29 protein-coding genes are annotated in these 24,483 nt (G+C 64.3%); 20 read left to right on the plus strand and 9 right to left on the minus strand.

What is annotated here, in order from left to right:
• Nucleotides 1-6: 6 nt before the first annotated feature.
• Nucleotides 7-2,022 (minus strand): glycoside hydrolase family 28 protein, encoded by a 2,016-nt coding sequence (locus FUT88_RS04110; RefSeq protein WP_147213932.1) that lies wholly within the window; start codon nucleotides 2,020-2,022, stop codon nucleotides 7-9.
• A 245-nt stretch (nucleotides 2,023-2,267) separates the two neighbouring features.
• Complete coding sequence (locus tag FUT88_RS04115) at nucleotides 2,268-2,696, minus strand: hypothetical protein (protein ID WP_147213933.1); 429 nt, start codon at nucleotides 2,694-2,696, stop codon at nucleotides 2,268-2,270.
• On the opposite strand from FUT88_RS04115, the gene FUT88_RS04120 reads away from it, so the two are divergent.
• The 9 genes from FUT88_RS04120 (at nucleotide 2,695) to FUT88_RS04155 (ending at nucleotide 12,158) form a co-directional block, all read left to right on the plus strand.
• The gene (locus FUT88_RS04120) at nucleotides 2,695-4,476 is read left to right on the plus strand and encodes a hypothetical protein (protein ID WP_261796959.1); all 1,782 of its coding nucleotides are present in this window, start codon (nucleotides 2,695-2,697) and stop codon (nucleotides 4,474-4,476) included. The two genes, FUT88_RS04115 and FUT88_RS04120, sit on opposite strands and share 2 nt — an antisense overlap.
• A 202-nt stretch (nucleotides 4,477-4,678) precedes the next feature.
• On the plus strand, nucleotides 4,679-4,996 hold the full coding sequence (locus tag FUT88_RS26555; protein WP_261796960.1) for a LamG domain-containing protein: 318 nt from the start codon (nucleotides 4,679-4,681) through the stop codon (nucleotides 4,994-4,996).
• Nucleotides 4,997-5,162: 166 nt separating this feature from the next.
• Nucleotides 5,163-6,137, plus strand: coding sequence for a MerR family transcriptional regulator (locus tag FUT88_RS04125; RefSeq protein ID WP_261796961.1), 975 nt, complete (start codon nucleotides 5,163-5,165; stop codon nucleotides 6,135-6,137).
• 99 nt (nucleotides 6,138-6,236) lie between these two features.
• Nucleotides 6,237-6,965, plus strand: a complete 729-nt coding sequence (folE, locus tag FUT88_RS04130) for a GTP cyclohydrolase I (RefSeq protein WP_147213935.1) — start codon at nucleotides 6,237-6,239, stop codon at nucleotides 6,963-6,965.
• Between the two features lie 28 nt (nucleotides 6,966-6,993).
• Nucleotides 6,994-8,289 carry an NAD(P)/FAD-dependent oxidoreductase gene (locus FUT88_RS04135; protein ID WP_147213936.1) on the plus strand — a complete coding sequence of 432 codons (1,296 nt, stop codon included), beginning with the start codon at nucleotides 6,994-6,996 and terminating at the stop codon, nucleotides 8,287-8,289.
• The gene (locus FUT88_RS04140) at nucleotides 8,286-9,053 is read left to right on the plus strand and encodes a DUF1365 domain-containing protein (RefSeq protein ID WP_147213937.1); all 768 of its coding nucleotides are present in this window, start codon (nucleotides 8,286-8,288) and stop codon (nucleotides 9,051-9,053) included. Before FUT88_RS04135 ends, FUT88_RS04140 begins: the two co-directional genes overlap by 4 nt.
• Complete coding sequence (locus FUT88_RS04145) at nucleotides 9,050-10,249, plus strand: SAM-dependent methyltransferase (protein WP_147213938.1); 1,200 nt, start codon at nucleotides 9,050-9,052, stop codon at nucleotides 10,247-10,249. The genes FUT88_RS04140 and FUT88_RS04145 overlap by 4 nt, the downstream gene beginning before the upstream one ends.
• Before the next feature lie 2 nt (nucleotides 10,250-10,251).
• On the plus strand, nucleotides 10,252-11,028 hold the full coding sequence (locus FUT88_RS04150; RefSeq protein WP_147213939.1) for a DUF1295 domain-containing protein: 777 nt from the start codon (nucleotides 10,252-10,254) through the stop codon (nucleotides 11,026-11,028).
• A 29-nt stretch (nucleotides 11,029-11,057) separates the two neighbouring features.
• Nucleotides 11,058-12,158 (plus strand): SAM-dependent methyltransferase, encoded by a 1,101-nt coding sequence (locus tag FUT88_RS04155; protein ID WP_147213940.1) that lies wholly within the window; start codon nucleotides 11,058-11,060, stop codon nucleotides 12,156-12,158.
• Nucleotides 12,159-12,173: 15 nt separating this feature from the next.
• On the opposite strand, the gene FUT88_RS04160 is transcribed toward FUT88_RS04155, so the two are convergent.
• Nucleotides 12,174-12,704, minus strand: coding sequence for a DUF2878 domain-containing protein (locus FUT88_RS04160; RefSeq protein ID WP_147213941.1), 531 nt, complete (start codon nucleotides 12,702-12,704; stop codon nucleotides 12,174-12,176).
• Between FUT88_RS04160 and FUT88_RS04165 the strand changes: the two genes are divergently transcribed.
• Nucleotides 12,693-13,325, plus strand: coding sequence for a lipocalin family protein (locus FUT88_RS04165; protein WP_261796962.1), 633 nt, complete (start codon nucleotides 12,693-12,695; stop codon nucleotides 13,323-13,325). The genes FUT88_RS04160 and FUT88_RS04165 overlap by 12 nt on opposite strands.
• A gap of 11 nt (nucleotides 13,326-13,336) precedes the next feature.
• Here the strand turns inward: FUT88_RS04165 and FUT88_RS04170 are convergent, their stop codons facing one another.
• Nucleotides 13,337-13,816: a chalcone isomerase family protein gene (locus tag FUT88_RS04170; RefSeq protein ID WP_147213961.1), complete on the minus strand. Its 480-nt coding sequence runs from the start codon at nucleotides 13,814-13,816 to the stop codon at nucleotides 13,337-13,339.
• Nucleotides 13,817-14,162: 346 nt separating this feature from the next.
• Between FUT88_RS04170 and FUT88_RS04175 the strand changes: the two genes are divergently transcribed.
• Entirely contained in the window at nucleotides 14,163-14,828 is a 666-nt protein-coding gene (locus tag FUT88_RS04175; protein WP_147213942.1) for a lipocalin family protein, read from the plus strand.
• A 76-nt stretch (nucleotides 14,829-14,904) separates the two neighbouring features.
• Here FUT88_RS04175 and FUT88_RS04180 read toward each other — a convergent pair whose 3' ends face one another.
• Nucleotides 14,905-15,402, minus strand: coding sequence for a ferritin-like domain-containing protein (locus FUT88_RS04180; RefSeq protein WP_147213943.1), 498 nt, complete (start codon nucleotides 15,400-15,402; stop codon nucleotides 14,905-14,907).
• 37 nt (nucleotides 15,403-15,439) lie between these two features.
• The gene (locus FUT88_RS04185) at nucleotides 15,440-15,952 is read right to left on the minus strand and encodes a ferritin-like domain-containing protein (protein ID WP_147213944.1); all 513 of its coding nucleotides are present in this window, start codon (nucleotides 15,950-15,952) and stop codon (nucleotides 15,440-15,442) included.
• A gap of 153 nt (nucleotides 15,953-16,105) precedes the next feature.
• Between FUT88_RS04185 and FUT88_RS04190 the strand changes: the two genes are divergently transcribed.
• The 5 genes from FUT88_RS04190 to FUT88_RS04210 all read left to right on the plus strand — a co-directional run bounded on the left by FUT88_RS04190 (nucleotide 16,106) and on the right by FUT88_RS04210 (nucleotide 19,771).
• Complete coding sequence (locus tag FUT88_RS04190) at nucleotides 16,106-16,318, plus strand: hypothetical protein (RefSeq protein WP_147213945.1); 213 nt, start codon at nucleotides 16,106-16,108, stop codon at nucleotides 16,316-16,318.
• A 72-nt stretch (nucleotides 16,319-16,390) separates the two neighbouring features.
• Nucleotides 16,391-16,765, plus strand: a complete 375-nt coding sequence (locus tag FUT88_RS04195) for a TolB family protein (RefSeq protein WP_147213946.1) — start codon at nucleotides 16,391-16,393, stop codon at nucleotides 16,763-16,765.
• The gene (locus FUT88_RS04200; protein ID WP_186829232.1) at nucleotides 16,726-18,327 is read left to right on the plus strand and encodes a S9 family peptidase; all 1,602 of its coding nucleotides are present in this window, start codon (nucleotides 16,726-16,728) and stop codon (nucleotides 18,325-18,327) included. Before FUT88_RS04195 ends, FUT88_RS04200 begins: the two co-directional genes overlap by 40 nt.
• Before the next feature lie 60 nt (nucleotides 18,328-18,387).
• A complete protein-coding gene (locus FUT88_RS04205) occupies nucleotides 18,388-19,086 on the plus strand; it encodes a DUF421 domain-containing protein (protein WP_147213948.1) in 699 nt (232 codons plus the stop codon).
• A 70-nt stretch (nucleotides 19,087-19,156) separates the two neighbouring features.
• A complete protein-coding gene (locus FUT88_RS04210) occupies nucleotides 19,157-19,771 on the plus strand; it encodes a DUF421 domain-containing protein (RefSeq protein ID WP_186829233.1) in 615 nt (204 codons plus the stop codon).
• A gap of 54 nt (nucleotides 19,772-19,825) precedes the next feature.
• Here FUT88_RS04210 and FUT88_RS04215 read toward each other — a convergent pair whose 3' ends face one another.
• From FUT88_RS04215 to FUT88_RS04225, 3 genes are all read right to left on the minus strand, one after another.
• Nucleotides 19,826-20,068: a hypothetical protein gene (locus FUT88_RS04215; protein WP_147213950.1), complete on the minus strand. Its 243-nt coding sequence runs from the start codon at nucleotides 20,066-20,068 to the stop codon at nucleotides 19,826-19,828.
• 105 nt (nucleotides 20,069-20,173) lie between these two features.
• Nucleotides 20,174-20,593 (minus strand): Hsp20/alpha crystallin family protein, encoded by a 420-nt coding sequence (locus FUT88_RS04220; protein ID WP_147213951.1) that lies wholly within the window; start codon nucleotides 20,591-20,593, stop codon nucleotides 20,174-20,176.
• A 33-nt stretch (nucleotides 20,594-20,626) separates the two neighbouring features.
• Entirely contained in the window at nucleotides 20,627-21,070 is a 444-nt protein-coding gene (locus FUT88_RS04225) for an Hsp20/alpha crystallin family protein (RefSeq protein ID WP_147213952.1), read from the minus strand.
• Nucleotides 21,071-21,259: 189 nt separating this feature from the next.
• On the opposite strand from FUT88_RS04225, the gene FUT88_RS04230 reads away from it, so the two are divergent.
• From FUT88_RS04230 to FUT88_RS04245, 4 genes are all read left to right on the plus strand, one after another.
• Complete coding sequence (locus tag FUT88_RS04230; protein WP_147213953.1) at nucleotides 21,260-21,901, plus strand: diguanylate cyclase; 642 nt, start codon at nucleotides 21,260-21,262, stop codon at nucleotides 21,899-21,901.
• 173 nt (nucleotides 21,902-22,074) lie between these two features.
• Nucleotides 22,075-22,392 (plus strand): co-chaperone GroES, encoded by a 318-nt coding sequence (gene groES / locus FUT88_RS04235; RefSeq protein ID WP_004628765.1) that lies wholly within the window; start codon nucleotides 22,075-22,077, stop codon nucleotides 22,390-22,392.
• A 101-nt stretch (nucleotides 22,393-22,493) separates the two neighbouring features.
• Nucleotides 22,494-24,116 (plus strand): chaperonin GroEL, encoded by a 1,623-nt coding sequence (groL, locus tag FUT88_RS04240; protein ID WP_147213954.1) that lies wholly within the window; start codon nucleotides 22,494-22,496, stop codon nucleotides 24,114-24,116.
• Between the two features lie 110 nt (nucleotides 24,117-24,226).
• Entirely contained in the window at nucleotides 24,227-24,478 is a 252-nt protein-coding gene (locus tag FUT88_RS04245; RefSeq protein WP_147213955.1) for a hypothetical protein, read from the plus strand.
• Nucleotides 24,479-24,483 lie beyond the last annotated feature (5 nt).

A 24,483-nucleotide genomic window follows, 5' to 3' on the forward strand; every position in this document is an offset into this window, starting at 1 on the left:
GGTTGCTCAGCGAGCGTCGGTCACGGTGGTGTTGAAGGTCTGTCCACCGATCACGACGTTCTGCAGCGTGATGTCGTGCACGTTGTAGGCGTAGATCGGTCCCGGCGTGGTGGCGCTTGCCGGGCCCGCCGCCGTGGGCGTGCCGAAGTTGCAGTTCGAGATCGTGACGCCGGTGATGGGCGGAACGGTGGGCACAGGCAGCGGGCCGTTGTAGTCGAACGCCACGGGGCCCTGCGCAACGATGGCCTGGAAACACGAGCCCGTGAGGCCGCCCGTGGTGACGTTGCCCGCAGTCACGTTGGAGATGTTCACGTTCTGCACCAGGGCCGGCCGCGTGCGGATGGCATCTGCAGCAGGCTGGTAATCGCAGTCGAACGTGATCAGCCCGCCTTGCGACGCCGAGGGGTTTGCCGCAGCCGCCGTCACCACGCCCAGCGGCACCGTGCTGTTGATCGGGCTGCCAGCCAGCATCTTGCTGCCATAGCCGGCGCCGGTGAGGTTCACGCCGTTGGGCAGGCTGACGTTGGTCACATAGAAGTTCTTCACGAACCCGCCACGGTTCATGTTCGTCTTGATGCGGATGGCGATGTTCAGTGAGTTCGTTGCCCAGAACTGGTTCAGCATCGCCAGGTTGCGCGCATAGATGTTCTGCACGCCGCCACCCATTTCGCTGCCCAGCGTGATGCCGCCGTGGCCGCTGTTCATCGTGCAGTTCTGGATGACGTGGTCTTGCGCCGGGCCGTAGCCGGTGTCGAGGTTCTTGCCCGACTTGATGGCGATGCAGTCGTCGCCTGTGTTGAACGTGACGTTTTCGCACAGCACGTTGCTGCAGGCATCGGGGTCGAAGCCGTCGTTGTTGGGGCCGATGCTGTCGACCGTCACGCCACGGATGACCACGTTCGTGCAGTGCACCGGATGGTGCTGCCAGAACGGCGTGTTGATCGTGCGGTAGTTCTCCATCAGCACGTTGGTGCAGCCGATGAACTCCACCATGCAGGGGCGCAGGTAGTGCCCGAGCCCGAAGATGCGCTTCTCCACCGGAACGCCGGCTTCGGACAGTGCCGGCAGGTAGTTCTGGTCTTGCTGCCAGGGCGTTGCCGGATTGGTCAGCAGCGTGTACAGCGCGCTCGGAATGCCCGGCACCGCGGTCTGCAAGTCGACATTGTTCGGGTTGCTGTAAGCCTGCGACGGCGTGCTCGAGCTGGCGCAGCCATAGGCGCCGTTGGTGCCCTTGAAGGTCCACCAGCACGTGCTGGTGTTGCCCGTGCCGGCAAACGGCGTCATGGCCTGGCCGTTGAGCACCGAGGTCGCCCCCTCGCCCGTCAGCGCGATGTTGCTGGCGTTGCGTGCGTAGATGGGCGAGCCGTAATTCAGGCAGTCGTCGGCTTGCCAGCGGCTGTAGTACAGCTTGCCGTTGGCGCCGCAATCGATCGGGCCATCCTTGGCGTAATCCGCCGGATTGGCGCTGAAGTAGATCGTGCAGTTGGCGCTGAGGTGGAAGTTGACGTTGCTTTGCAGCACGATCGGCCCCGCGCAGTACCACGTGCCCGAAGGCACGACCACGCGCCCGCCCCCGGCTGCGTTGCATGCCGCAATGGCGGCCAGGAATGCGGGGCGCGAGTCGAATGCACCTGCCGCTTGCGTTGCGCCGGCGCCCGAACTCACGGGGGATTTGGTCGGATCGGTGTATGGGCTTGTTTGTGCGACCACGCTGCAGGGCTGCGCGCCAAACGCCTCGACCTGGAAATCGACTGCCGGGAAGGCACTCTGCGCCACGCCCTTCAGCGACGAGATGATGTTGGTGGCCAGGCCGTTAGCACCCCAGATCGGGTCTGCCTGCACGGGCGCCGTCGGCGTGGTGGCAACTGGTGCAGCCGCGTCGTCGGAACCGCCGCCGCAGGCGCTCACCAGCGCCCCACCGACCACGGCCCCGCCATAGCTCAGAAAGGCACGTCTCGACGGGTTGTGCGGGGCGCGGGCATCAGATGCCAGCCGCCGCCGGTTGCGGAAGGGCGCTGTCATTGGGTCTCCTCGTTTTGGTTTTGTTTGACGTGTCGACCCGGCAGGAGGCTGCAGAAGCCGGGCATGTCTTTTGATATATCAGAATTTATGGATTGATATATTAGAGGTCAAGGGCGGGTTTTCCCGGTCCCTACCAGCGGGGGACGGGGGCCGGCGATGGCCTTGTGGCGGCCCCGCGGATCGCTGTATGAGGCCCTGGTGGCGTCGCCTGCAAACGGTGTTGAGCCCGCTGGATGGCCGCGTCGTCAATCCCTGAAGATGCCGCTGCGTGCCGGCGAAGCGCATGGCGCCGGGCATCCGGCATTCGCACGCAGCGTCCAAATAGACGCTTGGGTTCTATGCGTTGAATCGCGTTTCAAACCGGTCGCGATTGGATGTGCATGGCTTAAAGAAATGCCTTTGTCACACGCGATTCCTACCATGCGGATGCCAATCGATGCGACCGATTCAATCCATGAATCGCAGGCAATAAAAACAGCATCGAACGCATTCGCTATCTGAGGTTTTTTGAGAATGTTGTTTCTCAAAGGCTCAGCGCGGTTGATCTGTGTCGATGAGAATTGCGCTTTTCCGGCATCACTTCCATTTCCCTTCGAGCGTTGGACCAACCCTGCGAATTGCGACGGCAATCGCTTTGCCTTCTGGGTAGCCAAAAACGTAACGGAGAGAACCATGTCAATGAAAAGTCGGGTCGATCAACTGGAGGTGACGCTGGATGATCTGGCCGCTGTTCCTGAACTGAAGCGCAGGCAACTGCTGCGCATGATGCTGGCCTCGTCGGCGGTTGGCCTGTCGGGCCTGCTGAGCGGATGCGGTGGTGGAGATTCAGCGGATGCCTCAACGGGCTCCGGCTCAACGGGCACGGGCACGTCACCTGGCTCGGGGGATCCGGGCACCGGCACGGCCACGCCGAAGCTGGTGTCGTCATTTACGTTGGCGGCGTTGCCGGATACGCAGTTCTATCCGCGCTATGCATCCGCAAAAATGGGCGAGTTGTATCAAAAGAATTATCCGACCATCAATCCGCAATTCGACAATCCATTCAAAGCGCAAACGCAATGGATTGCCCAGAATGCAAAAGCGCTGAAACTGGCCTTTACCACCCATCTTGGCGATATTGTCGATCAGTCCTGGTATTACACGTCTGAAGGTTCGGCGCCGTGGAGCGCGAGTACCGATTTGTTGAGCAACAGCCAACTCAGCAATGGCACCGTCACCAAAGAATGGGAACTGGCGAGCCAGGCAATGCAGGTGCTGGAAAAAGCCAACTGCAATTATTCGATTTGCGCCGGCAACCACGATGTCGGCGCCATCGGTTCGTCAATGCAATGGGGGCCTGACTGGGGCGTCGGCGTTTCCGGCTTCGACAACACCGACGGATACCAGGACGGCGGCAGCCACCGTCAAGGCTTGCTGGAGCCGTATCTGAAAGTGTTCCCGACCGCGCGCGCCCAACAGCAGTCAACCTTTGGTGGCCGCCACGGCTCGGGCTTTCACGAGTACCACGTCTTCAAGGCGGAGGGGAATCAGTTTCTCGTGCTGTCGATGTCGTGGCGCGCTTCCGACGATGCGATTGCATGGGCCAATTCGGTCATCGCAAAGAACCCCGGCATTCCGGTCATCCTGATTTGCCACCAGCTTGCGGGCATTGGCCCGGATGCAGTGACGGCGGTCGATACGGCCTATTCGAACTACCTGTGGGACAAGCTGATCAAGAATAACGACCAGATTTTCATGGCCGTGTCGGGTCACTATCACGGCTCCTGCAAGATGACGAAGAAGAATGCCGCCGGCAACGACGTCATCTTCATGGTCGTCGATTATCAGATGGCGTATATGGGCGGCAATGGCCTGATGCGCCTGTTCGAATTCGATCTGACGAACAACAGGATCGTCGCCAGTTCGTTCTCGCCGTGGGTGCCGGTCAAGCCGGAGGCGAGCCTGAACCAGTTCGATTCGGCGTGGCTGACGTCGGATAACCAGAACTTCTCGATCGACATCGATTTTGCCAAGCGCTTTGCCGGTTTCAATCCCGGCTTCAAGGCAGCGGCCGGCTCGGTGTCGGGCAGTCTGACCGACGTCGCCAAGGGCCTGATCCTGGCGAACTATCACAACCCGCCGCAGGACGCGGGCAAGCCGCCTCCGGCCCGAACGACTACCCGGTGGTGCCGAACACCTTGGCGCACTGGCGCTTCTACAACACGGCTGCGGCCGAAGGCGAAGCGCTGTCGCCGTATCAGCCCGGATTCCAGATCAAGGATGCCTCCGTGCCGGGCGATACCACGGCCGGCGCGAACCCCATTTCGCTCAACACGTGGATGGGAGGTCAGCCGGGCGACCTTGTCTGGTCGAAGGATCATCACCCGCTGTCTTCCGCGCCCGGCAGTCTGCAGTTCAAGAACGCCAACCAGACGAGGTCTTCGTATTTCACGACCGATACCGCTTCGCCGCTGAACGTACAAACGTTTGCCAACGGCTACACGATCGAGGCGTTCCTGAAGATCGATTCGGCCTGGACCGCGCAGAACAACGCGTGGATGGGCATCCTGTATCGACTTGGCGCGCGCAGCGCAGCCACCGGCGTGTCATGGCCGGGTGATGTCGACCAGGGCGACACGATGGCGATGTTCGCGTTTTCCAACCTGATGGAGTTCCAGTGGGAGGTGATCCCGACGACAACACCGAGAACCTGGCGTGCTGGTCCGGCGGTGTGTCGGCTGGGCAGTGGCTGCACGTTGCCATCGTCAACGACGGCAAGGGCAGCACGACGATGTACGTGGAAGGCGCGCCCATCCTGCGCAACAACAGCGGGATGAACGGCATCCGCTACGTGGCCAGCAACCAGCAGATGGCCATCGGCTGCGCGCAGTACGGCGGCAGCATGGGCAATGGCTTTTTCGGCAGTCTTGGGGAGATGCGGATTGTCGGCGCGCCGCTGCCACCCAGCCAGTGGCTGACGGCACGCGCCTCGTAATGTGAGGATGGCTCCCGCCGCTGCGGTCGGCGGGAGCGCGGCGCGGAATATCGACTCAAATCCGACTCATGCGTGCGCAAAAAGCGCGTTACGCGCTTCATTTCATTGACGATGTTGGCCGTACAGCGTTTCATGTCAGCAAAGCAGTTCTTGCATGGAGACGCACGTGCCACAAGAAGACAACGCGGCCCCGATGTACCGAAGCGGAACGGCCGCCCGCATGGCCAAGATGCCTGTATCCACCCTGCGCGTGTGGGAGCAGCGCTATGGCGTGATTTCACCGACCAAGTCGGAGTCCGGCCAACGGTTGTATTCGAGCGAGGACGTCCGGCGCCTCGCACTGCTGCGCGCGCTCGTCAACCAGGGCCACGCGATCGGCGCCATTGCGCATGCCGACAGCACTGAACTCGAACAACTGCTGGAAAACGCCCGCGCCGCTGAGGCCCCGGGGCCCGCGCCGTCCACCGCTGCAATTTCACTTGTGGTCTGTGGCGCCGTGCTCGCAGAACGCGTGCGGCGCAGAAAAAGCACGCTTGCCTCACTGGGCATCGAGCCCGTCATCGAGTTGCCCGCGCTCGACGGCGAGACACACCTGGAGCCTCCGCCACGCACAGACGCCTTGATCGTCGAGGCCGCGTCCCTGCATCCGGAAACGGCCGAAGCCGTCTTGGCCGCGGCACGCCGGTGCGGTGCCAGTGCCGTCGGCGTGATCTACAGCTTTGGCACGGTGCGCGCCACCGACATGCTGCGCGCGGCTGGCGTGCGGCTGTATCGGGAGCCCAACGCGCAAGCTGAACTCGACCAAGTCCTGCAGGAGCTGGCGCAGCTCGTGCGCGTGGATGCCGTCTACGGAAAGCTCGAACCGTTGCGGCGCAATGCGCGCAGGTTTACGGACCGCCAGCTCGAGATCTTCGCCAACGCATCGCAGACGATTGCCTGCGAGTGCCCACGGCACCTCGTCGGGCTGATACGCCAGCTCGACGCGTTCGAGCGTTTCAGCGACGGCTGCGCGGTGCGGTCTGCGCTCGATGAACAGCTCCACCGCCACCTTGGGGACGTCGCGAACCGTGCCCGCTTGATGCTCGAAGACGCGATGGAATTCGCCATTCGGGCCGAGACGCTGAATCCACCAGCGAGTTAGCTGCGTATAGGAGCGTATACGCCCCATTCACCTCGCTCGTAGGCGCCTCTGAGGCGGCATGAGCGGTGAGTGCACCGCCGATTTTCGGAGGCAACTTCAATGAAACTGACTTTGGATCCGCCCGGATTTGCCGGGGCGGCTGGCAGCGTGCCGCTTTCTGTCCGGATTCGGGAGCGGTTGATGAGCGCCGGCCACCGCTTTCACGCCAATGACAACATCGCCGCCTACCTGCGCGAAGGCGAACTCGATCTGCTCCAGGCAGAGGTTGAGGAGCGCCTGCAGGCCGTGCTGCGCGCGCTCGTCATCGATGTGGAGCAAGACCACAACAGCCGGGAAACCGCGCGCCGCGTGGCCAAGATGTTCGTGCGCGAGGTGTTTGCCGGCCGCTATGTCGAAGCGCCCGAAGTGACGGCGTTTCCAAATGCGGAGCGGTTGAACGAACTCATGGTGGTGGGGCCGCTGCGGGTGCGCAGCGCCTGCTCGCACCACCTGTGTCCGGTGATGGGGCGCGCGTGGGTTGGCGTCATGCCGCGCCAGGACTCCCAATTGATCGGGCTATCCAAGTACGCTCGACTGATCGACTGGGTCATGAGCCGTCCGCAGATCCAGGAAGAAGCCATCAAACAGATTGCCGATCTGCTGGAAGACCGCATGGCGCCCGACGGCCTGGCCGTTGTGCTGGAGGCCGAGCACTACTGCATGCACTGGCGCGGCACGAAAGACGACGGGTCGCGCATGGTGAGCAGCGTGATGCGCGGCGTGTTCCTGACCGATCCCAGCTTGCGGCGCGAGTTTCTTGCGCTGCTGCCCGGCCGCCACGGCGGATGAGCGCCCAGCCACCCCAAGAGGCATCGCCTTGAACATTCTTCAGTTTCCTGCAAAGCGCATTGCCGTGGTCGGCTCGGGCATCTCGGGGCTGGCGGCCGCGCATTTCCTTGCGAAGCGGCACGACGTGACGCTGTTCGAGGCCGCCCCTCGGCTTGGCGGACACACCAATACGGTCGACATCGAGGAGGGCGGGCAGGTCTTTGGCGTCGACACCGGTTTTCTCGTGTTCAATGCCCGCACGTATCCGAACCTGATTGCGTTGTTCGACGAGCTTGGCGTAGCGCATTGCGAGAGCGACATGTCGTTCAGCGTATCCGTCGACGGCGGGGCGCTGGAATGGGCCGGCACCAGCCTCAGCACGGTCTTTGCGCAGCCGCGCAATCTGGTGTCGGCGCGGTTTCTCTCGATGCTGGGCGACATTCTGCGCTTCAATCGCCAGGCGCACGCCAACCTGGCCGTGGCGCGCAATGAACGCCACAGCCTCGGCATGCTGCTGGCAGCCGGCCGCTATGGCGAGCCGTTCTGCGCGCACTATCTGCTGCCGATGGCCGCCGCCATCTGGTCGACGCCGAGCCGCGAGATCCTGGCGTTTCCGGCCGAAACATTCCTTCGGTTCTGTTTGAACCACGGCTTGCTGCAGATCTTCAACCGGCCGCGTTGGCGGACCGTCAAGGGCGGTGCGCGCAGCTATGTGCAGGCGATTGCCGGCCGGCTGGCCGATGTGCGTGTCGGCACGCCCGTGCGAGGCATCCGCCGGGCACAGACCCATGTCGATGTCCGTACGGATGCGGGAAGCGAGCGCTACGACGCCGTGGTACTCGCCACGCATGCGCCGCAGACGCTGCAGCTGCTCGACGATGCCACCGACGACGAGCGCGCCGTGCTGGGAGCCTTCCGGTACCAGCCCAACACCGCGTTCCTGCATCGGGATACGCGCCTGTTGCCGCGTCGGCGGCGCGTTTGGTCGGCATGGAACTATCTGGATGCGCCCCACGCCGGTACAACGGCGGGCGCGCCGTGCGTCAGCTATCTGCTGAACCAGCTGCAGCCGTTGCCGGTGTCGACGCCCGTGGTGGTCACGCTCAATCCATCCGCCTTGCCCGCGCCCGAGCTTGAGTATCGGCGCTTCGAATATGAGCATCCGGTGTTCGATCAGCCGGCCATCGACGCGCAGGCCCGCCTGCCGGCATTGCAAGGCCGCAGTCGCACCTGGTTTGCGGGCGCCTGGACCGGCTACGGATTCCACGAAGATGGCCTGAAGTCCGCCCTGCGCGTGGTGTCGGATTTCGGCTGCGCTCCAGCCTGGGCACAGGTTGCGCCATGAACGGCGACGCGCAGCTTCTCGTCGGCCAGGTCATGCACCGCCGCCTGCGGCCGGTCGCCAATCGCTTCGTCTATCCGGTGTTTGCCGTGCGCGTGAAGCTCTCCGCGCTGGGTCGCCTGACCGGAGCGTGGTTCGGCGTCGACTGCCTGCGGCCACTGTCCTTGCGCGTGCGTGACTACGGCCCGCGCGACGGCACGGACCTGCTCACGTGGATACGCGGCGTACTGCGCAGCGCGGGTTTGCCTGCCGATGGCGAGGTCTGGCTGCAGACCTTTCCGCGCATTGCCGGCTGGATGTTCAACCCCGTCTCGTTCTGGTATTGCCACGACGCGGCCGGCACGCTGCGCGCGGTCTTGGCCGAGGTCAACAACACCTTTGGGCAGCACCATCGATACCTGCTGTGCGCGCACGACGGCGGAGCCATCGACGCGTACACCGTGCTGACGTGCCGCAAGCAGCTGCATGTCTCGCCGTTCTGCCGGGTCGAGGGCGGCTACCGGTTCCGCTTTACGGAGACCGCTGCAACCGCGTTGGTGCGTATCGATTATCACGACCAAGACGGCCTCTTGCTGCATACCGCCATCGGTGGCCGGCTGCAGCCTTTTGATGCCGCCCACCTGCGGCGCGCGCTGCTGCGCCAGCCCTTGCTTGCACTGCAGGTCATCGGCCGCATCCATTGGCAAGCCGCGCGCCTGTGGTTCAAGGGCGTGCCGTTTTTTGGCCGCGTCCCGCACGACAGATCTTCTCCGGAGAACTCCCGATGACAGCCTCGCGCTCCCTTGCCTGGGTGCCGCCCCATGTTCCTGCTGCCGGCCGGCTGTTTCTAGCGCTGGCCGGGCGGCTGCGGCACGGCGTCCTTCACCTTGTCACGCCTGATGGCGAGGTGCAGATCGGCGATGCCGCGTCGCCGCTCGTGGCAGATCTGCGCATCACCGACTGGCGCGCCTGCGGACGCATCCTGCGCAGCGGCGACGTGGGCTTTGCCGAGGCATATCGCGACGGATGGATCGACTCGGGCAACCTCTCCAACCTGCTGCGGCTGGCCATCGTCAATGCGGCCACGCTGGACCAGGCGATCTTCGGGAATGCGCTGGCGCGCTCCGTCCTGCGCCTGCGCCACCTGCTGCGCCGGAACAGCCGTCGCGGCAGCCGTCGCAACATCCATCTGCATTACGACCTGGGTAACGATTTCTATCGCCTCTGGCTGGACGAAGGCATGGCGTATTCGTCGGCCTGGTTCAACGGCAATCTGCGGCATGGCCTTGCTGAGGCGCAAGCTGCCAAGTACCGGCGCGTGTGCGACCTGCTGCGGGTGGAGCCCGGCATGGATGTGCTGGAAATCGGCTGCGGATGGGGCGGCCTGATGGAGATGGCCTGCGCACGCGGGGCACACGTGCACGGCATCACGCTCTCGGAAGAACAGCGCCGCTACACGGCCGAGCGCCTGGCCGACGAGCCCCGGGCCCGTGTGGATCTGCGCGACTATCGGGACCTGGATGGTGCGTACGACGCCATCGCGTCCATCGAGATGTTCGAGGCCGTGGGCGAGGCTTACTGGTCGACCTACTTCCAGACACTGGTGCGCTGCCTGCGCCATGGCGGGCGGGCGCTGGTGCAGAGCATCACGATCGACGAGGCGCACTTCGAGCGCTATCGCGCCGGCACCGATTTCATCCAGCAGTTCATCTTCCCCGGCGGCATGTTGCCGAGCCGCGAACGCTTCATCCGGCTGGCCGAACAGCACGGCTTTCGTGTGGTCGACGGGCTCGACTTCGGCCGCGACTACGCAGAAACACTGCGCCGCTGGAGCCAGCGTTTCGAAGCCCGGCTCGATGCCGTGCGCGCACTCGGCTTCGACGAACCCTTCATCCGCCTCTGGCGTCTCTACTTCGCCTACTGCGAGGCCGGCTTTGACGAGGGCCGGATCGGCGTGTCGCAGTTCCTGCTGGAGCGGGCCTGACCATGTCGGCGATTGGCGTTGCACTGGTTGCGCTGATGTTTCTGGTGGCGGTGTTCAGTGCCGTGTGGGCGTGGCAGCTGCGCAGCAAGAACGCCGGCATGGTCGACCCGGTGTGGGCGTTCTCGCTGGGCGTGGTGGCGTTGCTCTACGCGGCGCTGAGCACCGGTTCATTGCCGGCACGCTTGCTGGTCGGGGCCGGCGGAGCGGTGTGGGGTGCGCGCCTTGGCTGGCACCTGTGGCGTCGCAACGCCGGCAAGCCGGAAGACGCGCGCTACCGCACGTTGCGTGAGGAGTGGGGCCCGGCCGCATCGCGAAACATGTTTGGGTTCTTCCAGTTGCAGGCGGCGGTATCGATGTTCCTGTCGATCGCGTTTGCCGTGCCGAGCTACCGGCCGGATTCTCCCAGCGCTTTCGCCATGGCGGTTGCCCTGGCGCTGTGGCTGATTGCGGTGGCGGGCGAGGCCGTGGCAGACGGGCAGTTACGCCGCTTTGCTGCAGACCCGGCCAACCGGGGCAAGACCTGCCGGGTGGGGCTGTGGCGCTACTCGCGGCATCCCAACTATTTTTTTGAATGCGTGCACTGGCTGGCCTACGTGCCGTTGGCGATCGGCACGCCGTGGGCATGGCTCACGCTGTTGCCGCCCGTGGCCATGGCGTGGTTGCTCGTCAAAGTCTCGGGTGTTCCGATGCTTGAGGCGCACATGCACGCCACGCGTGACGACTATGCCGAATACGCCCGCACAACGAGCGTGCTGATCCCCTGGCCGCCGCGCCACTGACACCCGACGTACAGATCCAAGGAGCCCACATGACTGCACTGTCCACGCCGACCCTACCGCCGCAGGCTGCGGCCGCCGCCGGTGACGGCTGGCTTATCCAGTGCTGCGAGCGCGGATGGCTGCCGGATGCGCTCGTGCGCGCCGGCATGCGCGCCCTCATGCGCCAACGCTTGCGAGACGAGGGTCTGAACGACGGCGAACTGCGTTCGCGGCGTTTCAATGCTCTGCTGGACGAGCTGCACAGCAGCCCCATCGCCATCGAGACAGATGCGGCCAACACGCAGCACTACGAATTGCCACCGGCCTTTTTCGAGGCCCATCTGGGGCCGCAGTTGAAATACTCCTGCGCCCTGTACCCGACCGGCAACGAAACGCTGGCCGAGGCTGAAGAGGCAATGTTTGCGTGCTACGCCGAGCGTGCCAGCCTGGCCGACGGTCAGTGCATTCTCGACTTGGGCTGTGGCTGGGGATCGCTGTCGCTGTGGATGGCCAAGCGCTATCCCAACGCACGCATCGTGGCGCTGTCGAATTCGCGGGGCCAGCGCAGCCGGATCGAGGCTCGCGCTGCCGAGCGCGGCCTGACGAACCTGACCGTGCACACCGGAAACATCGTCGATTTCGAGTTTGCCGAGATGCCCAAGGGCGGCCGCTTTGATCGTGTTGTCTCGATTGAAATGTTCGAGCACATGAAGAACTACGGCCTGCTGTTGAGCAAGATCGCGCGATGGATGCGACCGGACGCGGTGCTCTTCGTGCACATCTTTGCGCACCGCACGCTGGCGTATCACTTTCAGGTGCAGGACGGCACCGACTGGATGTCGAAGTACTTCTTCACCGGCGGCACGATGCCATCGGAGGCGTTGCTGCTGGAATTCCAGGACGACCTGCGCATGGCGCGGCATTGGTGGGTCAGCGGCACGCACTACGCGCGCACCGCCGACCATTGGCTCGCCAACCTGGACGCGGCCCGTGATCGTTTGATGCCGGTGTTCGTCCAGACCTACGGCAAGGCCCAGGCGGCCGTGTGGTTTCAGCGCTGGCGCATGTTCTACCTCGCAGTGTCGACGTTGTTCGGCTATGCAAACGGCAACGAATGGGGCGTGGCGCATTACCGGTTCGTCAAGCGCTAGGCACCGCAGCGGCAGTCAGGGCGGAATGCCGATGCCATCGCTGCGCTCGCCCATCCACACCAGCAGCGGCATCCATATCGCCCAGCCGACGGACAGCATGCTGAGCAAGACGGCCATCTCCGAAATGTGTGCGGCCCCAAGCGCTGCGCCCGCACGAAACGAGAGGGGGCCGGCAACGGCTCCCAGCGTCATCGCCAGCCACCATCTGCCGCGCAGCCAACGAAAGAGGACATTCACTTGGATCGCGAACAGCACCCACAGCGCCAGCAGCCAGGGCGGTGCGAATCCGGCCCACAACGTGCCGTGCGGATAGGCGATGAGGCCGGCGCGTATCAGGACGGTTTCCCACGGCGCCGCCAGCATCACGACCGACAGTACCAGCCGCAATTCCCGCTGCGGCTGGCGGGCTTGCCGCAGGTGCAGCGCGAGCAATCCGGCGACGAAGACGATGCCGATCCACGCGGCATCGCGCGCGGCACTCAACACACAGACAAACCAGCCGGCTTGTCCGGCGATTGCATAGAGGAGCGCACGATGAGAACGCATCGAAGAGGCCACCGTTGGCTCACGCTGTCAGGTTGGGCGCGTTGGCTGGCAGTCGTCACGCTGGCATTTGCCAGCGCGGCCTGCTCCGGCCCCCCGCCGAATCCCAACCCGCGGGCGGCCGTGCCGCTGAAGACCGTACCGGTCGACCTGCCGCGCTACATGGGGCGTTGGTATGTCATCGCCAACATTCCGTACTTTGGCGAGCGGGGCAACGTCGGCAGCTATGCCGAATGGTCGCTGCGGCCCGATGGCCGTATCGACGATGCCTACGTCTATCGGCCCGGCGGTTTCGACGCGCCGTTCAAACGCATGCAGTTCGTCGATTCGGTGGTGGACGGCAGTGGCGGCGGCGAATGGCGCGTGCGGTTGTTCTGGCCCATCTATGTGTCGCAGCTGACGCTGTATGTCGACCCGGAATACCGGGTAACGCTGCTCGGCTATCCGGACAAAAGCCTCGGCTGGGTGTTCTCGCGCGACCCCAACATGAGCGACGCCGACTATCGGGCAGCATTGAGCCGTTTCGACGCGATGGGTTACGACATTTCCCGTTTCCGGCGCGTAGCGCAGTTCCCCAGCCAGATCGGGCAACCGGGCTTCCAGTCGCCGGGAGACGCCAACTAGCCGTGCGCGCATCAACGTGACTTGCCCAGAAGGTGACGGCGCAAGGACGGTGCGCGCGTGCCGGGTGCCAGCCAGATATCGAAGAAGGCGCGCGCGAACGCGGGATCGTCCACCTCGGTCGTCAGTTGTCCATTTGCGTAGAAGCGTGCGCCGCGGCCGGGCAGATACACGCCGCACAAAGTGTCGCCCGGTTTGACATCGGGGAAGGCGGGCGTCATGGCGCGTTGCCATTGCGCGAGCGTGTCGTCGGGCGGGATGGGACTCTGCAGCCGCCGGATTTCGTCGATGGCGGTTTCGATGAGGCGGCTTCGCTCGATTGCGCGCCGGTATGTCACTTCCAGGGCAAAAGGCGCGTCATAGCTTGGCGGGAGTTCAGCGCTCCATAGCTGCGCATCGTAGAGGCAGAATCCAAAAAGACACAGCGCACCCTTGCCGGAGAGTTGCGGCGCTGGCACGGTGTCACGGCAATCGGCCCACGCTCCAACGCTGATGAGCGTACACAGAACGAGGAGGGTGGTTCGAGCGGCGTGAGTGCATTTGGCGGGCATATCGCAAGGTGCGCGCACCGGTGAATTCAGCGATGAACAGACGGCTTGTTGGAGTCTACCGACGGCACGGTGGATCGGGGACTACGGGCACGAAGTTTTCTTGACGCATTTCCTGCTCAGCGGTTGCACCCGCAGTACAACAGCGGCATTGAGCGGACGTAGGCGGGCATGTCGACTCAAAGCGTCTTCATTGGCGGAAAGGCGCCATGTGTTCTTCTGCATTGCATTGACGCGCGGCACTGTGCGGCGTCTTATGGCGCAAGCGCGGTATTTATTCGGGAGGACTCAGATGGCAGATACGTTGACACACGCGTCGCGACTTGCGAGGCGCGCGCGGCATGCGTTGAGCTTGTTGAGGGGGATCGGCGTTGCGCAGCATGCCGGCGGTGCGCGCACAGTCCGTGGACGCCTGCACTGGCTCACCCCGGTGCTTGCATGCGCCGCATTCCTGGCGGCATGCGCACCGACGCGTCCACCCGAAGGCATCAGCGCCGTCACGCCGTTCGACCTACAGCGCTACCAGGGCCGCTGGTATGAGCTGGCCCGGCTCGATCACGGGTTCGAGCGCGGCTTGACCGATGTTTCCGCCACGTATCAGCCGCGGCCCGACGGCAGCGTCCGCGTCGTCAACCGCGGCTTCGACCCGGCCAAGGGCGAGTGGCGGGAGGCGGTTGGCAAAGCGGTGTTCATCGGCGACGACCATACCGGCTCGTTGAAGGTCTCGTTCTTCGGGCCGTTCTATGGCGGGTATCACGTGGCTGCGCTCGACGCCGACTACCGGTGGGCCCTCGTGGTCGGGCCGGATCGCAGTTACTGCTGGGTGTTGGCACGCGATAAACGTCTGGGCGCGGCACAGCGCGAGGCCATTGCCGCGCGCGCCCGGTCCCTGGGGATCGATACCGCTGCGCTGATCTGGGTCGCGCATGAACGGCAGGATCCTGTCGGGCCGACGTAAGGGTCCGCCACGCCGGGCAACCTGAGGGCTGGCGGTTTGCCGCCATCCCACCTGCAACGCCGGCGTGGCGCGGCTCCTACGAGGCGGCGCTCGCTTCGCGATTGGCGGACTGTTCCGCCAGACGGGTCAGCTTGGCGTCCGTCGCCTTTTCCTCGTCCAATGTGCTGACGATCAGCGGCACCGCTTCATGGAAGCCGATCTCCTTCGCGAGGGCCGCGAGCGTGCCATACGAGGCGATCTCGTAGTGCTCGACCTTCTGCGCCGCGCCGATCAACCCGGCATCGAGAACCGGGCCCTTCGGGATCTCTTCGATCAGCTCGTTCGCCTCTTCGATCAGGCCCTCCATGGCAGCGCACTTCATGCGCTTGAGCTTGATGGCGCAGGTCTCGACGATCTGATCGATTCTTTCGATCTGACCTTGTGTTTCTTCCAGATGGCTTTGGAATGCCTCCGAAAGCGCTTCGTTCTGGGCGGTGCGGGCGAGCTTGCCCAGCGCTTTGGCCAGTTGCTTCTCCGCGCTGTAGATGTCCGACAACGAGTGGACGAACAGGTCTTCAAGGGTCTTACGTGTCATTGGTATCTCCGGACGAGGCGTAGTGGAAAGGGCGAAATCAGCGCTTGGCTTCCGCGCCCGGGGTCTCGGCGCGGGTCAGGAACGTCGTCGTGACGGACGCGAGATGCTCGGCCAGCCAGGCCGCCATGGCCTGCTCTTGCGGGAGGATGGCGTCGCAAACGCGCACGGTCTCGGCGTCGCCGCAATGCTCGGCGGCCGCGCGCAAGCTGGTGTAGGAGGCGATTTCCATATGCTCGAAGACGTAGCTCGCCATCGAGCCTTTGACGACTTCGTCCGAGACCACCATGCCGCTCAGCCCTTGGCCAAATGCCGCAATACGGGCGGTGATGTCTTTCACGACGGAGGTGCTTCCGCCGAGGCGCCGGATGCACGAATCGACAAGACGCTGCTGCTCCAGCGTCTCTTCAATATGGCGGTCGATCCGCGCCTTCAGCTCCGGATAGTGTTCGAGCCGGCCGGATTGTGCGCGCAGCATCTGCTCCGCTTGCTGTTCCATCGCGTGCGCATCGCGCAGCCAGTCGAGTAGGTGCTCCTGGGCAGACGTAGTCATGTTCGCTCCTGATTGGGTGGAGCGAACGGCAACGCAACGAACGGGCCTGCGGGCTGAACGTCTTGCCTTTTCCGCCTGGCCGCCACGCGGCACAGCCGTTGCTGGAAGCTGAGGGCGCAGGCGAAGGGCTTGAGCAAAACCACGGAGCAAGCAATGACCAACCAGAACCGCACTGAAGAGAACCGCAGCGAATCCCGCCGCGATGAGCGCCAGGAAAACCGCCGCGATGAAGATCGCCAAGAGGGTGGCTCGGCACAGAACCGCCGTGAAGAGCGCCAGGAGGAGCGCAACGAGGAACGCCAGGAAAGCCGCCGGGAAGAGGACCGCGAGCGCCGTGAAGAAGACCGTGAGCGCCGCCAACAATAAGCGCGAGTACTGACGCGACCCGGCCCCGCCCCGCTACAGCGCCGGCGGGGCCTTTTCTTGTGCGAGGACGACATGACACGCCCGTTTTCTATCGACGATATCTCGCGCTATGAGCGCATCACAGACGTAGCGGCGTGTCGGATGTCCGACCGCGTTGCCTACTGCGTGGAATCCGTTCATGGCGACACGTACTGTTCGGCAATCTGGATCGCGGGCGGTGAAGAAACTCCATGGCAATTGACCGCCGGGACAGCGCTGGAGACCGCCCCGCAATGGGCGCCGGACGGGAGCAGCCTGGCGTTTCTTTCCGATCGGCATGGCGGCGCGCCGCAAATTTACAGCGTGCCCTTACGGGGCGGAGAGGCGCGGCAGGTCAGCCGTTTGCCGCATGGCGTGCAGAGCTTCATGTGGTCACCCGACGGCAAGTCGCTGTTGGCGGTTGGCTGATCGAGGTTGACCCTCCTGACGCGACCCACGGCAAGCGCCGTGCGGAGGGCGTGCATGTCATCACGGAAGTGCCGTACAAGCTCGATGGCGCCGGTTTTACGTTGAATCCCCGGGCGCACCTGTTCATGGTGGATGCTGCAAGCGGCGCACATCGCCAACTGACGAACGGTCGGTATGAAGTGCGACACGCGGCGTGGAGTCCGGACGGGCAAACCGTGTATTACACGCGGACGCGCGAAGGACGATTGACGCATCGCACCGACATCTGGGTGGTGCGGCAAGACGGCACCGACATGCGCCAACTGACGGAGCAGGTCGCGATCGTGCAGGACCCTCAGCCTTCTCCGGATGGGCGGCGCCTCGTGTTTGCCGGCAGTGAATCCGCCGGCGACGCGCAGACGCGCCTTTGGCTGGTGGATCTGCAGAGCGGGCAAGTCAGCGCGTTGGGCAGTGAAGACTTGGAAATCGTCTCCGGCAAATCGTTGAGTTGGGCCGAAGGCTCCGATGCGGTCCATGTGATCGCCGCCCGCAACGGGCTGCAGGAAGTTGCGCGTATCGACGTGGCGTCGGGCGCCTACCAGACACTGGTGGCGGGGCGGCGGCATGTCTCTGCGATGGCCATGACGCGCGACCGCCTGTATTTTTGCGCGACATCGATCGCAGAGCCCGAGCAGCTCTATGCATGCCCGCACAGCGGCGAACACGAGCAACAAGTGAGCGCGACCAATGCGTGGTGGTACGAGCGAACCCGCCCCGACGTGCGCTACGAGGCGTTTGTAGTGCGAACCGATGAAGGCCGGGAAGACACCGTCTGGGCTTGGGTGATTCGCCCACCCCAACCGTGTCCGGCCGGGCCGCTATTGCTGGACTTTCATGGCGGCCCTGCAAGCTATGTGCTGCTGGCCTATGCGTCGCGTCCTTACTGGAACATCCTTTGGTCTCACGGATGGACGATTGTGGCGGTCAATGCAGTCGGCTCCAGCAGCTTCGGCCGCGCCTTCTGCGACAGGCTGCGTGGCCGCTGGGGCGAGCTTGATCTTCCGCAGCACCTGGCCGTGGCGGATGCCTTGCATGAGCAGGGCGCGCACAACGGCGCCATCGCCGCGGCCGGCAAGTCCTACGGCGGCTATCTGTCGGCATGGGCGGCATGTACCACCGATCGGCTGAAAGCGGCGGTGGTGTCGGCTCCTGTAGCCGATCTGCGCAGTCACTTTGGTACGTCGGATTCCGGCCCCTATGCGGACCCGTATGCGTTGAGCGGCAGTCCGTGGGAGGCCGTGCACACCTACGACACCTTGTCGCCCATCTACCATGCCCCGCGCGCCACGACGCCGATGCTGCTGTTGCAAGGGATGGACGACGAACGCTGCCCGCGCGGTCAATCCGAACAGCTCTTTGCAACGCTCGCCAGGAGCGAAGCGGCCCCGGCCGAGCTTGTCCTGTATCCGGGCGCGGGGCATCACTTCTTTGAATCGGGGCGACCCTCCTATCGCGAAGATGCTGCCGCGAGGGTGGTTGACTGGCTGACCCGCTGGCTCGGGCTTGGAGGCGCCATCGAGTAGGCGCCGCGTGGGCACGCGCAATGCGGATAGGCCGACAGCCCGCGGTCCGCCCTCCCAGCCATGCACACCCTTTCTCTGAGCCTCGTCGACTGGTATCGCTTTCTCTTTGGCGATGCATCCGCCGGCTTCCTGCCGGAAGTGCTGCTGCGCACATGCCTCACGTATGTGTTGCTCATCGTAGCAATGCGCTTGCTCGGCAGACGTGTCGCAGGGCAATACACGCTGTTCGAAATATCCATTGCAGTGACGCTTGCAGCCGCCATCGGCGTGCCGCTCCAGACTGCCGAGCGCGGGCTCCTGCCGCCGCTCGTGATTGCCGCCGTGGCGATCGCACTGCAGCGTGCACTCGCGCGCGCAGGCTCCACGCATCGGCGCTTCGATACGCTGCTCTCTACGGATGTGACGTTGCTCGCCTCCGACGGCTGCCTCGACCACGCCGAGCTTTCCCGCTCGGGCATGCCGCGCGAGAAGGTCTTCCAGGCGATGCGCATCAAGGGCTGGCAGCACCTCGGCCAGATCAGTCGGCTTTACATGGAGCCATCGGGTTCTTTCTCGTTTATTCCTGCCCGGCCCGCGCGCCCGGGGTTGTCTGTCCTGCCTGTTATTGACGAAACGCTGCGCGCCGAAGGTCGCATGCAAGGCTGGTCCGCCTGTATTGCATGCGGCAACACGATCGAGAAGGAAGATCTGCACGGACACCGATGCGACCGCTGCGGCTCACGAGACTGGACCTATGCCGTCACGGAAGTGGAGTGCTGATGGACTTTATCGAACGCCTGCTGGTCGGCGATGCATCGTGGTCGTTCCTCATGGAGGTGGTGCGCGCGCGGTGCTGGTCTATGTGCTGTTGCTCGTGTCCATGCGGTTGATGGGCAAGCGGATGGCAGCGCAACTGAGCATTACGGAACTGGCCGTCGTCCTGATGCTGGGCGCGGCCATCGCGGGTCCGATCCAGGTGCCGTCGCAAGGCGTGATGCCGGCGCCGGTGGTGCTCGTGGCGGTGGTGGTCTTGCAGCGGCTGACAGCCAAAGCGGGCCTGCGCTGGCGCCGCTTCGAGGTGCTGGAGCAGGGCGACGTCACCATCCTCGTGAAAGACGGCCGGATGCTGCTGGACGAGCTGAAGCGGTGCGAGATGTCGCGCGAGATGCTGGCGTCCCACCTGCGCGCTGCCGATGTCGGCCACCTGGGCCAGCTACGGCGCGCGTACCTGGAGGCGTCGGGGGCGATCAGCATTGTCTGGCGCAAACACGAACGCCCTGGGCTGACAGTCAGGGCGGACATGGAGCGTTCACTGCTCGATGTGCTGGGTGCAGATGGATATTTTGCTTGCTGGAGCTGCGGCTTCACGGTTGCTGCTCGCGCACGTCCGGCGCAGCCTTGCGAGATGTGCCACGTCACCCGATGGGAATCGGCCGTGCACCTGTCTCAGGAGCCGTTGCATTAGCGGCGATGGGGCACGGGCGACACAGGCAGGCCGCGCGAGATGCGTATCGATCGATCAGTCCTCCACGGCCGTCGATCCGGCTGCCGTGCGTTCATGGCGGTCAACGCGGTTCAACGCTCGCAGCACGGAGCGTCCGGTATCGGTGAGCCGCGCACGGTGGCGTTGCCCTTCGGCGGAACGCTCGAGCATGACCAACTGCCGCTCCAGCAACGCATCCAATTCAGCGCGGTTCATGTCGACCTGCTCGGGCGACTGGCTCAGCAACATCAGGGTGGCAAATTCGTGTGCACTCAGCATCTTTGTCTCCTAGTAACAAACAACCGTAACCAGGGGGCACGGTGCCAAATGCAGGCGCGCAAGGAGCGCGCCCGCTTGCAAGGCAAACAGCGGCCGGTGATGCGCTCAGCCGGCGTGGACTTCGATACGCCGCGGCTTCGCCTCGTCGCGGCGCGGGATGGTCAGCTTGAGAACCCCATCGCGCAACTGCGCATCGATGCGCGAGGCGTCAAAGTCGGGGCTCAGCACAAACGTGCGCGAGAAATGCGGATGCCGAACTTCGCCATGCTGCAGACGCAGCCCCGACGGCGTGGGCACCATCAGTTCGGCATCGACCGTGAGCGTGCCATCCTGCACGCGCACATCGAGCTTCTCGCGCGGCACGCCCGGCAGGTCGGCGAACAGCGTGATGCCCTGGCGGTTTTCAAAGATGTCGACAGGCGGCGCCAGGTGCGTCTGGCGTGCGGCGGGTTGTTCTGCCGGCTGCTTTGCGACCGCGGCATGACCCGGCTGCGCCTGGGTCGCCAATTGTGTGGTGTCGTTCATGATGTGCTCCTTCATGCTTGCGCAAGCTGTGGCTCAGCCTTGCACGGTGATCTGACGCGGCTTGGATGCCTCCGACTTGCCGACGCTGATGGTCAGGCAGCCGTTGACGTACCGGGCATTGACCTTCTCGGGGTCGACGTCCTGTGGCAGCTCGATCACGCGCCGGAACGCGCCGGTGAAACGCTCGTCGGCATACACGCGCGTATCGTCGGTCATCTCGAAATCCGGACGCTTGCGTTCGCCGCTGATCGTCAGCAGCCCCTTGTCGATCGAGACGTCGATCTGCGCGGGGTCGAGCCCCGGCGCGAAGGCGACGATCTCGATGGAGTCATCGGTGCTGCCAATGTTGACGGGAGGAAAGGTGCCGATGCGCGTTGCGCGCAGGCTGGCGGGCACGCCCGCAAAGAGACTGGCCATCTGCCGGTGCAGGCGGTCGAACTCGCCCAGCAGATCGGTGCCAAAAAACAGATCGCTCATGGCTGGCTCCTGGTGGGGCCCGCTCGGAGACTGAACCGAACTACGCGCTCCAGTTCATCCGTCCGTGGCGGGCCACTGACAAACAAATCGAAACACGCAGCGCGAGAACCGCGACTGCTTGACGACACCTAAAATAGGGAGGCAAGCGGAAATTTCAAGAGGCCATTCGATACGTCATTCGGAGGTTTCATGGACCTTTTCAACGCAGTGCACGAACAGATGGATGCGGTGCGCCTGCCGTTGGTCGCGGTCACCGTGACTGCGGCCCGGCGACCGAATACGCCGCTCGTGGCGATCCTGCATTGGCACGGATTCCGCCGCGCCAGTCCGCTCGTGTTACCGGGAATCGACATTCCGCCGCGCTCCGTGCCGGGCTCGGCCATTCAACTGACGCACGCCTGGCATTGCGTCGAAGCCGTTGACGAGGCGCTGCTCGATGCCGCCTGGCAGCTCGGCGCATGGGACCTGGAGCGTGTCGAGCGACGCGGCTGCAACGTGGTGGGCGCGTCCGCGGGTGAAGCGCTGGCATGTCGCCAGGCATTCGGCGATTACGACGGCGCTTCGGCGGACGAGGCACTCATCGACGGCGCGCCCGATCGCGCCGAGCTGATGCAGCTCGCCGCTGATGCAGGCTACCTGCGCTGGCTGTTCCGACCCGTCAAGGGCGGCGTGTGGCGGCAGCTTGATGAGCCGGACGACACGCTCGGCCCTGATGGCGGACGGGAACCGCCGTGTCCTGTGCTGCCGATACCGCCGACACCGCGCCAGCGGCCGGCACGCGGCCGTACGGTCTATCGCCTGGGAGCCGTCCGGCGCATCCTTTTGCCTTGAAACATTTTGTTACAAAGTCGCTGTTTTTTCGCCTCTTGAACTCGCGGCGGGGCGCTTCTATTTTGCATTCCGCCAAGTCTTTGGCACGGCTTGCCTGCCCTGCCGGGCGCCCTGCTTGAACGGCGTGCAAGTCGGATTCCCTTTTTTGGTGATCTATCGCTCAGGAGATGGAAATGAAGATTCGTCCCCTCTACGACCGGGTTATCGTCAAGCGAATCGAACAGCAACGGACGACGGCCTCGGGCATTGTGATTCCTGATTCCGCCGCAGAAAAACCCGAGCAGGGTGAAGTCATCGCGGTCGGCACGGGCCGCTTGCTTCAGGACGGCACGCAGCGCGAACTCCAATTGAAAGTCGGTGACCAGGTGCTGTTCGGCAAGTACGCCGGGCAGACCGTCAAGGTCGATGGCGAGGAACTGCTCGTCATGCGTGAAGAAGACGTCATGGGCGTCATCGAAACCCACGCCGAGGCGGTTGCCAAGGCCGCCTGAAGCCTCGAGCCGCTCGCGGACACCGCCGGATACCGCCGGACACGCAAGGAGGCCGGTTGTTCGCGACGTGTTGAGTCAACGACTTATCCGGAGCAACAAACATGAGTGCAAAAGACGTCAAGTTCCACGACAGCGCGCGCGTCCGTATCGTCAAGGGCGTGAATGTTCTTGCCGATGCCGTGAAGGTGACGCTCGGGCCCAAGGGCCGTAACGTGGTCATCGAGCGCAGCTTTGGCGCCCCGACCATCACCAAGGACGGCGTGTCTGTCGCCAAGGAAATCGAACTGAAGGACCGCTTCGAAAACATGGGCGCGCAGATGGTCAAGCAGGTCGCGTCCAAGACCGCGGACATTGCCGGTGACGGCACCACCACGGCCACCGTGCTGGCCCAGGCCATCGTGCAGGAAGGCATGAAGCACGTGGCGGCCGGCATGAACCCGATGGATCTCAAGCGCGGTATCGACAAGGCCGTGGCCGCCGTGCTCGATGAGCTTCGCAATCTGTCGAAGCCGATTTCGACCAACCGCGAGATCGCCCAGGTGGGCTCCATTTCGGCCAACTCGGACGAGGCCATCGGCAAGATCATCGCGGAGGCCATGGAGAAGGTCGGCAAGGAAGGCGTCATTACGGTCGAGGATGGCAAGTCGCTCGACAACGAGCTGGACGTGGTCGAAGGGATGCAGTTCGACCGCGGCTACGTCAGCCCGTACTTCATCAACGACCCGGACAAGCAGGCGGCCTATCTGGACGACGCGCTGATCCTGCTGCACGACAAGAAGATCTCGAACATCCGCGACCTCCTGCCGATCCTGGAAGCTGCATCGAAGGCCGGCAAGCCGCTGCTGATCGTGGCGGAGGATGTGGAGAGCGAAGCGCTCGCCACCCTCGTCGTCAATGCGATGCGCGGCATCCTGAAGGTCGCCGCCGTGAAGGCGCCCGGATTTGGCGACCGCCGCAAGGCCATGCTCGAAGACATTGCCGTGCTCACCGGCGCAACGGTCATCTCCGAAGAAACCGGCAAGCAGCTCCAGAAGGCCACGTTGGAAGACCTCGGCCGGGCCAAGCGTGTGGAGGTTCGCAAGGACGACACCATCATCATCGACGGTGCCGGCGACCAGGCCAGCATCGACGCGCGCGTCAAGTCGATCCGCGTGCAGATCGACGAAGCCACGAGCGACTACGACCGCGAGAAGCTGCAGGAGCGCGTGGCGAAGCTTGCCGGCGGCGTTGCCGTCATCAAGGTGGGCGCGGCGACCGAAGTCGAGATGAAAGAGAAGAAGGACCGTGTCGACGATGCGCTGCACGCCACCCGTGCAGCCGTCGAAGAGGGCATCGTGCCGGGCGGCGGCGTGGCCTTGCTGCGCGCGCGTTCTGCGGTGCTGAACCTCAAGGGCGCGAACAGCGATCAGGATGCCGGCATCCGGATCGTGCAGCACGCGCTGGAGGCCCCGCTGCGCGCCATCGTCGCCAACGCCGGTGAAGAGCCGTCCGTCGTGATCGCGAAGGTTGCCGAAGGCAAGGGCAACTACGGCTACAACGCGGCCACCGGCGAGTATGGCGACCTCGTGGAAGCGGGCGTCGTCGACCCGACCAAGGTCACGCGCACGGCGCTGCAGAATGCCGCGTCTGTCGCCGGGCTGATCCTGACCACGGATGCGACCATCGCGGACGCACCGAAGGAAGACAAGCCCGCGCAAATGCCGGCACCCGAGATGGACTACTGAACCACGCAGTTGCGCTGCCATCGACTGGCCGGTTCGCCGGCCAGTGCAACTGCATTTCGGCGCCGTACGGTCTTGCGGCGGTGCCGCCTTTTTCAGGTTCGATCGCCACGATGAAGCTACAACTCACCATTGACGCGAAGCACCTCGACGTTGAGATCGATGATGTCGTCGCCGGCCTGCTGGCTGCGCGCCTGGGCCTGCCGGAAGGTGCCGACCACCGCGACGCGCTCGCGCGGCACCTCAGCGAGGTCAGCGCTCCGTGGGTGTTGGACGATGAACACATGCGCAAACGCGTGCTGCGTCGCCTCATTCTGGAGATTGCAGATCCGACGCTGTTGATGCGCCATCTCATGATGGACTAGCGGTG

This window comes from Ralstonia sp. TCR112, from assembly GCF_007997035.1.
Taxonomy (GTDB): domain Bacteria; phylum Pseudomonadota; class Gammaproteobacteria; order Burkholderiales; family Burkholderiaceae; genus Ralstonia; species Ralstonia edaphi.